The sequence below is a fragment of the Acinetobacter sp. ABJ-A23_2 genome, from assembly GCF_044538765.1.
GTDB lineage: Bacteria > Pseudomonadota > Gammaproteobacteria > Pseudomonadales > Moraxellaceae > Acinetobacter > Acinetobacter nosocomialis_A.
Window position 1 is genome coordinate 14,917 of the sequence record NZ_JBIUCP010000049.1, and the last position, 13,439, is coordinate 28,355.

The 13,439-nt window shown below is 35.9% G+C and carries 11 protein-coding genes; 1 reads left to right on the plus strand and 10 read right to left on the minus strand.

Annotation, left to right across the window (positions count from 1 at the left end; genetic code table 11):
- Positions 1-12: 12 nt before the first annotated feature.
- Positions 13-1,680: an L-lactate permease gene (gene lldP, locus ACH63V_RS15130; protein WP_396463947.1), complete on the minus strand. Its 1,668-nt coding sequence runs from the start codon at positions 1,678-1,680 to the stop codon at positions 13-15.
- Between the two features lie 373 nt (positions 1,681-2,053).
- Here lldP and ACH63V_RS15135 point away from each other — a divergent pair, with 373 nt between their 5' ends.
- Positions 2,054-3,424 (plus strand): phosphomannomutase CpsG, encoded by a 1,371-nt coding sequence (locus ACH63V_RS15135; protein WP_263612663.1) that lies wholly within the window; start codon positions 2,054-2,056, stop codon positions 3,422-3,424.
- 27 nt (positions 3,425-3,451) lie between these two features.
- Here the strand turns inward: ACH63V_RS15135 and ACH63V_RS15140 are convergent, their stop codons facing one another.
- The 9 genes from ACH63V_RS15140 to ACH63V_RS15180 form a co-directional block, all read right to left on the minus strand.
- On the minus strand, positions 3,452-5,293 hold the full coding sequence (locus tag ACH63V_RS15140) for an LTA synthase family protein (RefSeq protein ID WP_396463954.1): 1,842 nt from the start codon (positions 5,291-5,293) through the stop codon (positions 3,452-3,454).
- A 136-nt stretch (positions 5,294-5,429) separates the two neighbouring features.
- Positions 5,430-6,449: a UDP-glucose 4-epimerase GalE gene (gene galE, locus ACH63V_RS15145; RefSeq protein ID WP_396463949.1), complete on the minus strand. Its 1,020-nt coding sequence runs from the start codon at positions 6,447-6,449 to the stop codon at positions 5,430-5,432.
- Positions 6,442-8,112, minus strand: coding sequence for a glucose-6-phosphate isomerase (gene pgi / locus ACH63V_RS15150; protein ID WP_396463950.1), 1,671 nt, complete (start codon positions 8,110-8,112; stop codon positions 6,442-6,444). Before pgi ends, galE begins: the two co-directional genes overlap by 8 nt.
- Positions 8,109-9,371 carry a nucleotide sugar dehydrogenase gene (locus tag ACH63V_RS15155; RefSeq protein ID WP_031952056.1) on the minus strand — a complete coding sequence of 421 codons (1,263 nt, stop codon included), beginning with the start codon at positions 9,369-9,371 and terminating at the stop codon, positions 8,109-8,111. Before ACH63V_RS15155 ends, pgi begins: the two co-directional genes overlap by 4 nt.
- A 114-nt stretch (positions 9,372-9,485) precedes the next feature.
- A complete protein-coding gene (gene galU / locus ACH63V_RS15160; protein ID WP_151822402.1) occupies positions 9,486-10,361 on the minus strand; it encodes a UTP--glucose-1-phosphate uridylyltransferase GalU in 876 nt (291 codons plus the stop codon).
- Positions 10,362-10,385: 24 nt separating this feature from the next.
- Positions 10,386-11,006, minus strand: coding sequence for a sugar transferase (locus tag ACH63V_RS15165; protein WP_004735659.1), 621 nt, complete (start codon positions 11,004-11,006; stop codon positions 10,386-10,388).
- Positions 11,007-11,018: 12 nt separating this feature from the next.
- A complete protein-coding gene (locus ACH63V_RS15170) occupies positions 11,019-11,846 on the minus strand; it encodes a glycosyltransferase (RefSeq protein WP_396463951.1) in 828 nt (275 codons plus the stop codon).
- Positions 11,847-11,851: 5 nt separating this feature from the next.
- On the minus strand, positions 11,852-12,886 hold the full coding sequence (locus ACH63V_RS15175; protein ID WP_396463952.1) for a glycosyltransferase family 4 protein: 1,035 nt from the start codon (positions 12,884-12,886) through the stop codon (positions 11,852-11,854).
- Between the two features lie 2 nt (positions 12,887-12,888).
- The coding region (locus ACH63V_RS15180) for an EpsG family protein (RefSeq protein ID WP_396463953.1) at positions 12,889-13,439 on the minus strand (551 nt) is incomplete at its 5' end.

Here is a 13,439-nt window from a genome sequence, read left to right on the forward strand (position 1 = left end):
CCTTCACTGGAGTTATGGAATCATCCACGGAACCAGATAAGCCTGAACCGTAATAATGATGCCAACAAAGACAGTGAATATGATGCTATGTTTTACCGTGAAACGGAACAAGTCAGACTCTTTTCCAACTAAGCCTACCGCTGCACACGCAATCGCAATCGACTGTGGAGAAATCATCTTACCGGTTACACCACCACTGGTATTGGCAGCCACCAATAACACTTCTGGAATACCAATCTGCTGAGCTGTGGTTGCCTGTAGTGCCGAGAACAAAGCATTTGAAGAGGTATCTGAACCCGTAAGGAACACACCAAGCCAGCCCAAAAATGGCGAGAAGAAAGTAAACGCATGACCTGTATGCGATAGAGCCAAAGCTAAAGTTGCAGATAAACCTGAATAGTTCGCAATGAAAGCAAACGCCAACACCATACCAATCGAGTAAATCGGTGTTTTTAACTCATTGAGTGTTTCACCAAAAGTTGTTACGGCCTCACTTGCTTTCATTTTCAAGAAAATAGCAGTGATGATTGCAGCAATAAAAATTGCCGTACCTGTTGCAGAGAACCAGTCAAACTTATAAATCGCTTCGTATGGCTTTATCTCTGCCACAATCGGCGGCATTTTTTCGACCAATTTATGCAAGTACGGCACTTCAAGTTTAAAAATCCAGTGCTCAAGAGCACCATCTTTTGCAAATAATGCTTTAAATGGCTTAACGCTCCAGATAGTGACCATCACTGTTAAAATCGCAAATGGAGACCACGCCTTAGCAATTTTTCCAATGCTATAACGTTGAACCGTGGTAGGTTGCTGAATTAGAGTTTGGCCAGCTTCAGGTTCAAAGCGGAAAATATGTTTTGGTTTCCAGAAACGGAACAGCAAAGTTAAGCTCACCAATGACGCAATTGCAGCAGTAATGTCTGGTAGTTCAGGACCAATGAAGTTAGATGTAAGATATTGGGCAATCGCAAAAGCGCCACCACCAACCAATACCGCAGGCCAAGTTTCTTTAACACCACGCCAGCCGTCCATAATCGCCATGATCCAGAACAGCACAATCAGCGTTAAAAATGGCAACTGACGACCTACCATCTGGCTAATTTCCATAGTGTCTACGCCTGACACCTGCCCCGCCACAATAATTGGAATACCCATCGCACCAAATGCCACTGGCGCGGTATTTACAATCAAGCATAAACCAGCAGCGTAAAGTGGCTTAAAGCCTAAACCTACAAGGAGTGCAGCCGTAATTGCGACAGGAGCACCAAAACCTGCAGCCCCTTCAAGGAAAGTACCAAAGGCAAAACCAACGAGTAACATTTGCAGCCGTTGATCTTCGGTAATTGACAAAATGCTTGAGCGAATAACCTCAAACTGGCCTGTTTTTACCGAAATTTTGTATAGAAAAACTGCCCCAATAATGATCCATGAAATTGGCCATAGACCATAGAAGAAACCATAAATAATTGACGCAAAGGCCATTTGACCCGGCATTTGATAGAAAAAGAGAGCAATCAATAATGCAATAATGACTGTGCCCGTACCCGCGATACTGCCTTTTAAACGAAAAACTGCTAATGCCAAAAAGAAGAAAATAATCGGGATTAATGCAACCGCACTGGACAGCCAAATATTATTTAAAGGGTCATAAAGTTGTTGCCACATATTGAGCATTGTCATCTCCTTGAAATGCCGGGGCGAATTTTTGTACCTTAAATTCTTAAACATTTAACACAATTGGTCTTACCAATTAAAAATTAAGTGCAAATGTTATTCCTTAAACCACAGACCGCATCATAAACACAGAAATTGGTAAGATCAATCATTAAATAACCATCATAATTGGTAAGACCAATAGTGCTAAGTAAAATCAAGCAATTTCTAATTTATAAATTTATTTATTAGACTAAAGTCGTAAAAATCTTTCTTATAAATTTAGATATGAACTATAGAAATGAAGTGAAAAATTTGAATATAAAAACTATAAACATTCCTGTTTCATGATCTATGTATAATGTGCACACAACTCAAACCACATGTATTGAATTGAATAATGACTACTTTAACGTGTTTTAAAGCTTATGATATCCGAGGCAAACTCGGCACCGAATTGAATGAAGAAATCGCCTATAAAATTGGCCGCGCTTACGGACAAATCTATAAACCAAAGACTGTGGTTGTAGGTTGTGATATTCGTCTAAGCAGTGAGGGTTTAAAACAAGCGACCATCCGCGGGTTAAATGATGCGGGTGTCAATGTTCTTGATTTGGGCATGACAGGTACTGAAGAAGTTTACTTCGCCGCTTTCCATTTAGATGTGCAAGGTGGTATCGAAGTTACTGCGAGCCATAACCCAATGGACTATAACGGTATGAAATTGGTACGAGAAAATGCTCGTCCAATTAGTGCCGATACTGGTTTAAAAGAAATTCAGGCTTTAGCAGAAACCAATAACTTTGAAGAAGTTAGTCAAAAAGGTACAACTCAAAGTTATAACATTTTGCCTGAGTTTGTTGATCACTTAATTACCTATATTGAACCAGCAAAAATCCGTCCACTAAAATTAGTGGTAAACGCGGGTAATGGTGCAGCTGGTCACGTGATTGATGCAATCGAAGAAAAATTTAAGGCGCTTAACGTACCAGTTGAATTTATTAAAATTCACCATGAAGCAGATGGTACTTTCCCAAATGGGATTCCTAACCCAATTTTAATTGAAAACCGTGACAGTACCCGAAATGCTGTTCTTGAGCATAAAGCAGATATGGGAATTGCATGGGACGGCGACTTTGACCGCTGTTTCTTGTTCGATGAAAAAGGTCAGTTCATTGAGGGCTACTATATTGTTGGTCTATTGGCTCAAGCTTTCTTGATTAAACAATCAGGCGAGAAAATTGTGCACGACCCACGTTTAGTGTGGAACACATTTGATATCGTAGATGAATACAAAGGTGTTGCAGTACAGTCAAAATCTGGTCACGCGTTCATTAAAGACGTTATGCGTGAGAATAATGCTGTATATGGCGGTGAAATGAGTGCCCATCACTATTTCCGTGACTTTGCTTACTGTGACAGCGGTATGATTCCGTGGCTACTTACTGTTGCCCTACTCTCTGAAACAGGACAATCACTTTCAACACTCGTTGAAAATATGATTACCAAGTTTCCTTGTAGTGGTGAAATCAACTTTAAAGTAGCTGATACACAAATCACTATTCAAAAGATTTTCGATTTCTATGCCGAACAAAACCCGGAAATTGACCGCACCGATGGTGTAAGCCTCGACTTTGGTGCGTGGCGTTTTAATGTACGTGCTTCAAACACTGAGCCTTTACTACGTCTCAACATTGAAAGCCGTGCAGACCGTCAAGCTCAGCCAATGCAGCATTATGTAGATGAATTGACTGGATTAATTCAGTCATAATAATTCCGCCAGACCAGAGATGGAAAATTATTTTTCCATCTCTTCTTGGGTATTTTGCATAATTTTATAAGTATGATTATGCCCATCTAATACATCTCTGTTTAAATTTTCATAATCCTTTAACAAAGCTTTATTGTTAAAGTTACAAGTTGGAGCTTCTTTTACAAATTTTTGATGTATGGCACTATAACAACTCGAAACATTATCAACAAATTGATAGTAATCTGATAAAGGTAGCCCTGCGAGCTTTAATAGCTTTGGAGCCACAAAACTTGCAGCAATATAAGGTTGCTTTAAAGGCTTCTTATCTAATTTATAATTACTCCATACCACAAATGGTGTCTGGTAATTTTTTAGGTTAGTTCTCTCAGGATCATCTTTAAAGAAGTCATAAGCGTCATAAACTCCCTGCAAGTTAGGAAGATGGTCTCCAAATACCACTAAAATTGTAGGTTGTTGAATCGTTTTTAAATATTCAGCCAGCTCTTGCAATTTCTGATTAGCACGTGCAGTTCCAGCAGTGTAAGTACTCAATTTCAGCCGATCAATATCAGATAATTCTTTATTAAATTTAAAATTTTGTTTCCCGTAGCGTTTATCACTATATGCAGGATGATTTTCTACTGTAATCGCATAAATGAATTTAGGCTGTTGGGTGTTTTCTTGTAACGTTGATTTTATTGAATCAAAAATTAAATCATCTGTAGCCCACCCCCCAGCATTAATTACTTTTTCTTGATCTTTAGGAGCCACCATATTTTCAAATGAAATAAATTTTTCAAATCCTAGTATTGGATAAACCTTATTACGATTATAGTAATAACTATAATTATTATGCATTGCAATTGTTATATAACCTTTTGAATTTAAATAATAAGGCAAGGCATATGTTGGTTTTCTTAATCTAGAGACATATAACACTTCATTGGGGTAGAAAGTCGTATTCAAACTTGTAAGTACTTCAAATTCAACATTAGCTGTACCTCCCCCAAAAGAAGGTGATATCAAATTAGAGACTTGATTTTGATGAACAAAAGACAATAAATCTTTCGGAAGCTCATTATCTAATTTGTGTGAATCCCAAAAAGACTCCTCCATTACTACAACAATATTTGGATATTGAGCAGTTTTATTCTCTAATGGCTGTAAAATATGGTGTTGTTGCAAAATTTGTTGTATCGCTGATTCCGATACTTTGCGATTAGGTAACAAAACACTTGTCACATTATCTAATACTTTTGAAACGTAAAAAGGTACAAACCCATAATCTTGTATCTTTCGGTAGTCACCAACCCAATCATTTCTGGTATTTGGAAATTCTTGTAAACTAGAACAAATCATTGGTTTGTTATCAGAAAAGCAAGCACCCATAGGATTTTTAATAAAGTTTAAATAAATTAATCCGCTACTGAGTAATCCAAAAATAACGATATTTGGAACATAGATATGAAAAGTTGCTTTACTTTCCTTACGTAGAGCAATTAAAAGTATGATAAGAAAAAAAATAATCAAAATAAAAAAGATAAGTTGTAAGTGCCAAGGGGCTGCTTTCATGGCTTCCGGAAGTAAAAAAATATCTTCAGGGCTTAAATTGCTAAATAGATATTGTTGTTTTTTTTCATTAATAAAATTTAAAAATATAACAAATAATTGACTTAGAAAAAGTGCTGCATATTTACGGCCCAGTGTAATAAAAAAGAGTTGTATCACTGCATAATTAAACAGAATTGAAAAAAAAGCCTTTTCTGAAATCAGATAAGTACAAATTTTATACCAATTTAGGTTTATATCCCCTGCAATATATACACCTACGCAGGTGGATAAAAAAGCAATAAAAATAAATAACAGTTGTTGACGGAGAAAAACCATGACACAAAAAGAGGCTAACAGGATTGTGGCGAATACTAACATGAAAGTAGTCACTACAATCGTAACCTCTTTTTAGAAAAGAGCTTATCCGCGCATGAAAGCCAATATCTATTTGATATTTAGAAAAATTAAATAATCAATTTTTATATCCCTCTGGATTCTGTTTTTGCCATTTCCAGCTGTCTTGCAACATATCTTCTAAATCATATTGAGGCTGCCAGCCCAGCTCAGCAACAGCACGGGTATTATCTGCAAAAGAAGTCGCCACATCACCTGCTCGGCGTGGTGCGAATTCGAAAGCAACAGATACGCCATTGACCTGTTCAAAGGTATTTTTAACCTGTAATACTGATGAGCCATTACCCGTTCCAATATTCCATGCACGGCACCCTGTTGCTTGTAATCGGTTAGTTAGAGCACATAGATGTGCATTGGCTAAGTCAACGACATGAATATAATCACGCACCCCAGTACCATCTACTGTGTCATAGTCATTACCATAAATAGATAATTTTTCGCGGCGGCCAACAGCAACCTGTGTAACGTAAGGCATTAAATTATTTGGAATACCTTGTGGATCTTCGCCAATACGTCCACTTTTATGTGCACCTACCGGGTTAAAATAACGAAGTAAAGCAATCGACCATTTAGAATTAGAAACAGACAATTTTTGTAATAATTGCTCAACAATCAATTTGGTATAACCATAATTATTACTTGGCATACCTGTTGGCATTTCTTCATTTAAAGGTGACGTATTCGCTTCATCATATACTGTTGCAGATGAGCTAAACACAAGGGTATAAACACTTGCTTTCTCCATTGACTTAACCAGTTGGATACTACCTGCAATATTATTATCAAAATAAATAAGGGGTTTTTCCTGACTTTCACCAACCGCTTTTAGACCTGCAAAATGAATAACTGCATCGATGGTATGATTTTGAAATACCTGATCAAGCTCATCTGCATTACGAATATCACCCTCTACAAAAGTTAAACTTTTTTGAGTGAGTTCTTGAACTCTATTTAAAGACTCTTCTGAACTATTTGAAAGATTGTCATAAACAATAACTTCATGGCCAGCATTCAAAAGCTCTACACAGGTATGTGAACCAATATAGCCAGCACCGCCAGTAACCAGAATTTTAGCCATCTATTTTTCCTAATAAAATTTTAATTAATCCACGCGTTGAAGCATCGAGTGTTGAAAGATCGTTTTGAACACCATTTAAAATCGGGAGTAACTGGTCAGCAATCTGCTTACCTTTTTCCACTCCCCACTGATCAAAGGGATTAATGTTCCAGATTACAGACTGAACAAATACTTTATGCTCATATAAAGCAATCAACATCCCTAAACTATAAGGATTAAGCTCTTTTAAAAGTAATGTTGAACTTGGTTGGTTTCCTTCGTATTGCTTATAAATAGGCAAACTCTCCAGTTCTTTTGTATCTAGAGCTTCGTTACCAAAAGCTAATAAACGTGATTGTGCTAAACAGTTTGAAAGCGCAAGATGATGTTGCTCAACTAATGCTTCAGCATTTTCTACATAAGTAAAATGATCTGCATTGTAACGTTGTATAGGGGCAATAAAATCACAACTTACTGCCTGAGTTCCTTGATGGAGTAACTGATAAAAGGCATGTTGAGCATTTGGCCCAACTTCACCCCATACAATTGGACAAGTATCTAATTCAACTTTTTGTCCACCACGTTGTACCGATTTACCATTAGACTCCATTTCAAGCTGCTGTAAATAGGCAGCGAAATATTTTAACCGGCCATCATAAGGTAATACAGCATGGGTCTGAATGTTTAAAAAATTATTATTCCAGACACCTAATAATGCCATAAGTACAGGTATATTCTGCTCAAAACTTGTATTTTGGAAATGCTCATCAACGGCATGAGCACCAGCTAAAAGCTGCTGAAAACCCTCCACCCCAACTGACAAGGCAATAGGTAACCCAATACACGACCAAAGAGAATAACGTCCACCAACCCAATCCCAAAGTAATAATTGATTTTCAGGAGCAATCCCCCACTCTGACATTTTGTTAGCTTTTGTAGAAACACCAATAAAATGGCTTTTTACCACCCGTTCGTGTTTCCCTAACGCTTTCTCAAGCCACTGTCGAACAGTTTGTGCATTGGATAAAGTATCAATAGTGCCAAATGACTTCGAAGAAATAATAAATAAAGTTGTTTCTGGACGCAGTTGATGAAGCAAGTCCGATAACTGACTACCATCCATTGTTGATACGAAATGAACATTGAGTGGTTTAGCTGTTTTTACTTTAAAATCCGATAATGCATGGGTCACCATTTGAGGCCCTAAATCAGATCCCCCTACCCCAATATTAACGACATCTTGAATGACTTCACCTGTGGCGCCACGGTATTGTCCAGCATGGATTTTTTCAACCAACGCATACATACGCTGCAATTGGCTATGAACCTTTTCAGTTAATTCCGGAAATTTAGAATATTCTAATGGTAAACGTAAAGCCCAATGCATTGCAGCACGCTGTTCGGTACAGTTGACTTTATCTTGAGAAAATAATCGTTCAATCCAGTGAGTCAATTGTTTAGTTTTTGCTAAAGCCACCAATTGCTCTAACACACTTTTAGTCACACGGTGTTTACTATAATCAAAAACCAGTTGATCGAACTTTACAGAATATTGCTGAAATCGATCGGGCTCTGATGCAAATAATTCTTTTATATGTAAATTTGAATTTTTCTCAACCAAAGAATGAAGCTGCGCGATAGGGGAAACTAGCTCTTTGGGAAACTTCTCGATAGATTTACTCATAATCGACCTACTCCTTCATAAGCAAAACCTTTAGATTTCACATATGCTGGATCATAAATATTACGCCCATCCAAAATAAGAGGATGCTGCATCAATTGTTGTAACTGTTTAAAGTCAGGGCTCCAATACTGCTTCCATGCCGTGACTAAGCATAAAGCATGTGCTCCTTGTGCTGCTTCATATTGATCAGCGCATAAAATCAGGTCTTCTCGGCTGCCATATAAAGCTGCAATTTCATCAAGAGCTTGCGGATCATGTAACCGTACTTTTACACCTTGGGCCCATAAAGCAGCCAATAAGATATGAATAGGTGAGTTATGTGTGCTTGGAGTGTTCTCTTTAAATGAAGCTCCCCAAATCGCAACAGTTTTTCCACTCAAGTCACAATGATAATAGTTCCATAATTTACGGAATAAAATTTCTTTTTGTTGTTCATTAATCGCCCATACTTGTTCTAGAAGACGGCTTTTCGCACCTGTTTCAGAAACCGTACTGGAGAGTGTTAAAATATCATGTGAAAAATTTTCACCGCCAAATCCAACACCTGCTGATAAATAAGCTGCGCCAATACGTGTATCTGCAGCAATGCCATGCTTTACATTGGCAATATCAATACCTAACTTTTCCGCAACTAGAGCAAGATCATTCATATAACTAATTCTAGTCGCCAACATGCCTGAAATGCTGAGCTTAGTAAATTCGGCATCTAAAATCGGCATAAATAAATATTGATAACTAAAACGGAAAAATGGACGTAATAACTCTTGCATTATGTCTTGAGCATAGCTTGATTCAACACCAACAATGACATGTTTTACATTGAGTACACTATTAATCGCATTACCCTCTTGAATCACGTCAGGGAAATAGACCCACTCGTCTTTAGGTAAATGTTGCTTTAATTTTTCTGTACCATGTAAACCAAAAGTTGAGCCATTAACCATTAACCTTGGATGAACAATTGGACGTTCACTTAACTTCTCAACCGTTTTTAAGGCAAGTTCTATTTGTGTTGGGCTAAAACAAAATAAATAAACTTCAATATCTAAAGGAATTTGAGAAAAAGGACTTTCTGTTAAAAAACCTGCCTTTCTTTGTTTATTTAAATAATGATTAACTTCTTGATCTTGATATGAAAGTACAGATATATTTTCTTCACAGGTGACACTTGTACACCAATAGATCTGATTACCATATTCAGCTAGTAACGCTGCCATTACACCAGCGTGCAAGGTGGTTCCAAATACCGCGATTTTCATTGTACACCTGATTTTAATATTCTATAGAATTCTCTTCCCATTATGGGAAGAGAATATATTGAACAGCTCACATATTCATTATTTTTTACAAATACTTAAGTTGAGCTACAAAATTTATAATTTAAGTTCTTGAATCAACTGTTTAAAATCATTTCCTAATTTAGGATGTTCAACACCATAGTGTAGAACAGCTTTTAAATAACCAAGCTTACTACCACAGTCAAAGGTTTGTCCCTGCATACGATAGGCTTCAACTACATCAGTTTGTTGCAGCATCGCAATTGCATCTGTTAGTTGAATTTCATTACCCGCACCTTTCGGTGTATTTTCGAGTAGTTGCATAATTCTTGCGGGTAAAACGTAGCGACCAACAACAGATAAATTAGACGGTGCAGAACCTACAGCAGGTTTTTCAACAATACCCTGCATAGCAATGCTTTCGCCTTCATTTGGGCTCTGTGCAACATCAACAATACCATATTGATCTACCAAGTGATCAGGCACAGCTTCTACCATTATCTGTGCCGCGTTACTTTCATCATAACGAGAAATCATACGCGATAAATCATTCTGCCCCGAACTATCTTTCACCAATACATCTGGTAATAGCACAGCAAAATCATCTTGTCCTACTACACTTTTCGCACATAAAACAGCATGCCCTAAGCCTAGGGGTTGAGGTTGTCGTACACTTACAACACTCACATGAGAAGGAACAATTTGCGTAATCTCTGCAAGCAAATCCAATTTCTTCTTTTCATTTAATATTGTTTCTAATTCAAAGTTTCGATCAAAATAATTTTCAATCGAAGCTTTTGAAGAGTGAGTCACTAAAATAATCTGTTCAATTCCTGCTTCCACCGCTTCACGCACTACATATTCAATAGCTGGGCGATCAACAACGGTAACCATTTCCTTTGGAATTGACTTACTTGCAGGTAAAAAACGCGTTCCTAAACCGGCTACTGGTAAAACTGCTTTTTTGATCATAAGAAATATTTCAAGATATAAAATTTACTTTACAGATGAGTCGACATTTTCTTGGACGTCATTACCTTTAAATAGAGATGGTCCTACATGTCCTGGTGCATTAATACCTTCGCGTCTTAACATCACTTTAACTGTTTTAAACATGATTTTAAAATCAACCCAAACACTATGATTGTCTACATACCAAACGTCACATTTAAACCGTTCTTCATAATCCAGTTCATTACGTCCACTGACCTGAGCTAAACCAGTCATTCCAGGACGGACTTCTAAGCGACGTGCTTGTTCTGGAGAATATAAAGCAACAAAGTCTTTTAACATTGGACGAGGACCTACCACACTCATATCACCTTTTAAAACATTAATAAGCTGTGGCATTTCATCTAAGCTTGTAGAACGCAACTTCTGCCCAAATGGAGTAATACGAGCCTCATCTGGCAATGGATTTCCCTGCGCATCAAAGGCATCCTTCATCGAACGGAACTTAATCATTTTAAATAATTTTCCGTCCTTTCCAGGTCTTTCTTGATAAAAGAATATGGGTGAGCCTAAATTTTTACGGACCTTATAAGCAACTATCAGAAATATTGGCGACAGTACGGTTAGAGCTATTAAAGAAATGACTATGTCTACTAAGCGTTTCATATTTTCATTCACTCATTTTTTAATATCTTTACGAAGAAAGGTATTATAAATTTTACCTAGCATATTTGCTGGCAACAGTCTAAAGGCAGACCGTATCAGAAACAGCATATTAGCATATACAGGATTTTGTAACTTTAGTTGTTTTTTTAAATCTAGTAACTGTTTTTCACTTTTAATATATTGGAAACCTTTACGACGACCATGCATACCGTTATCAATTCTTGCATAGACCAAAACATCAGCTAAGTTTTGAATTTTATAGCCTTTAGCAATTACTCTTAAAAAGAGATTATAGTCTTCCATCCATAAATGATGCTGATAGCCTCCTACTTCAAGAATATGTGATTTTCGATACGTAATAGTCATATTGTTAAAGGGGCTTTGCTTCTTTGCGTAATTTTTTAAGTCTTCATTTGATAAAGGAACTTTCCGCATCCCTGTAGGTGTATGAATATCCTCTACAAATTCGAGAATCTGTCCACCTATAATTGAAACATCAGGATTGTTCTTTAAAAATTCAATTTGCTTCTCGAATCTCTCCGATACATAAATATCATCTGTATCTACAATACATACAATATCGTATGTACATTGCTGCAAACCAATATTTTTGGCCTTACCTGTACCTACATTTTTCTCAAGTTTCTTAACACGTAAAATATTGCCAAGTTTTTCTTGCCATTTTGCAATTACCTCATCAAGTTCAGGTGTTAAAGGCCCATCCTCAACTAAAATAATTTCTGTAGGTTTTAAAGTTTGATTATCCCAAATGCTTTCCATACAAGCATTAAAATGTAATGGATGTTCTTTGTGATAAATAGAACTTAATACAGAAAACATAAAAATTATCCTTTCAAAACCCTTTCAATCCAAATTTTTAAGATTTGTTCAGGTTGATATTTCTGAGCATTTAATAATGAATTTTTAGCAAATTGATCTAATAAATTAGGAGAAGAAGCAACTTCTAAAATTGCTGTAGCTAACTCATTAATATTTTGGTCGCAGACCAACAAACCATTTTCATAATTCTTTATGACATCGCTTGGACCATAAGGACAATTATAAGAAACTATAGGTAAGCCGAAACTCTGAGCTTCAATTAAAACCATTGGTAAGCCTTCATATTTCGACGACATTACAAAAAAACTAGATTGCTCATAAACTTGCTTAACATTTGATGTAATTCCCTTCAAACTTACATTTGCGAGAGAATGCTGCTCAATATAGTCTTGCAACATTGTTTTATGCTCACCTTCGCCATAAATATTGAGTTGCCAATCTGGAATATCTTTATATATTTTTTCCCAAGCTTGTAGTAAATGAAGGTAGTTTTTCTGATCAGTTAAACGACCAATAGTTACAATTTGTTTATGGGTATGATTGGATGGTGAAACAATGGGAAATGGTGAAAAATTAGGAATAACAATTACATTAGGATGAAATTTATCGAATTGATTTTTGTCATTTTGAGTTAGCGTTACAACTTGATCAACATAACGGTACAACATCTTAGTTAGAAACTGTACTTTCTTAGGGCGACTAATAAATGATACATGTTCAAGAACAACTAGTTTTTTTATGTTTGGAAGAAAAGCACATAAAAGTGATAGTTTGCCCATATTATGAATAATCACCATATCATAAGCAGAAACGGCGATATGTAACTTAAGCTTTTTATAAAACTGAAATAAATTTCCTGTCAAAGTTACTATATCTACATCATCAACGAGCGGATAGGCAATATTACTTTTATCAGATTCTCTGTTTAAAAGAGTAACTTTATAATTAGCTATAGTAGACAATTTATTAGCTAACTCAACAGCTACACGTTCAGACCCAGATTTACTCTTCAATGAGTTAATTACAAACAAAATTTTCATAACTAATATCCTAATGGTCTAAAATAATCTTCAAAAATGTAAGGTGCTTGAAAATAATATGTAGCTATAGCTTGAAAAATAATAAATAATACAAGCCCCAAAAGACCTAAAACACCAAATCTTCGAAAAATAAAAGGGAGAATATAAATTTCAGTATATGTAAAAGATACTGCAAATCGTCCACTTAAAATACCAAAATCAGCAAAACCAAGTCTCATACCTACACCTACAACAAAAAGTAAGGTAAAAATTGTAAAAATTTTATTTTTATATAAATTTTTATCCATAAAAGCAATTAATATAAATAAAGTTAAGATTGCTTTAATATTAGGCAGTCTAAATAAGCCTACAGCTTCTGCATATTCACTCTCCGAATAAGCCTCTACACGACTAGAAATTGACATTAAAACATCAACTAAAATATATTTAGCTAATAAAAATATTGTTATAAACATGAAAAATAAAAATATTTTAAATCTCAATAAGGACCAATTAATTTTATTAATAAAGAAAGAGAGCAAAAAACCAAAAAAAATTACGCCAAATACAGATT

Bases quoted from the DNA above. Each gene is read 5' to 3' on its own strand.
- ACH63V_RS15165 (WP_004735659.1), bottom strand. From the start codon at position 11,006: ATGAAACGCTTAGTAGACATAGTCATTTCTTTAATAGCTCTAACCGTA.
- ACH63V_RS15135 (WP_263612663.1), top strand. From the start codon at position 2,054: ATGACTACTTTAACGTGTTTTAAAGCTTATGATATCCGAGGCAAACTC.
- ACH63V_RS15140 (WP_396463954.1), bottom strand. From the start codon at position 5,293: ATGGTTTTTCTCCGTCAACAACTGTTATTTATTTTTATTGCTTTTTTA.
- pgi (WP_396463950.1), bottom strand. From the start codon at position 8,112: ATGAGTAAATCTATCGAGAAGTTTCCCAAAGAGCTAGTTTCCCCTATC.
- lldP (WP_396463947.1), bottom strand. From the start codon at position 1,680: ATGACAATGCTCAATATGTGGCAACAACTTTATGACCCTTTAAATAAT.
- ACH63V_RS15155 (WP_031952056.1), bottom strand. From the start codon at position 9,371: ATGAAAATCGCGGTATTTGGAACCACCTTGCACGCTGGTGTAATGGCA.
- galE (WP_396463949.1), bottom strand. From the start codon at position 6,449: ATGGCTAAAATTCTGGTTACTGGCGGTGCTGGCTATATTGGTTCACAT.
- ACH63V_RS15175 (WP_396463952.1), bottom strand. From the start codon at position 12,886: ATGAAAATTTTGTTTGTAATTAACTCATTGAAGAGTAAATCTGGGTCT.
- galU (WP_151822402.1), bottom strand. From the start codon at position 10,361: ATGATCAAAAAAGCAGTTTTACCAGTAGCCGGTTTAGGAACGCGTTTT.
- ACH63V_RS15170 (WP_396463951.1), bottom strand. From the start codon at position 11,846: ATGTTTTCTGTATTAAGTTCTATTTATCACAAAGAACATCCATTACAT.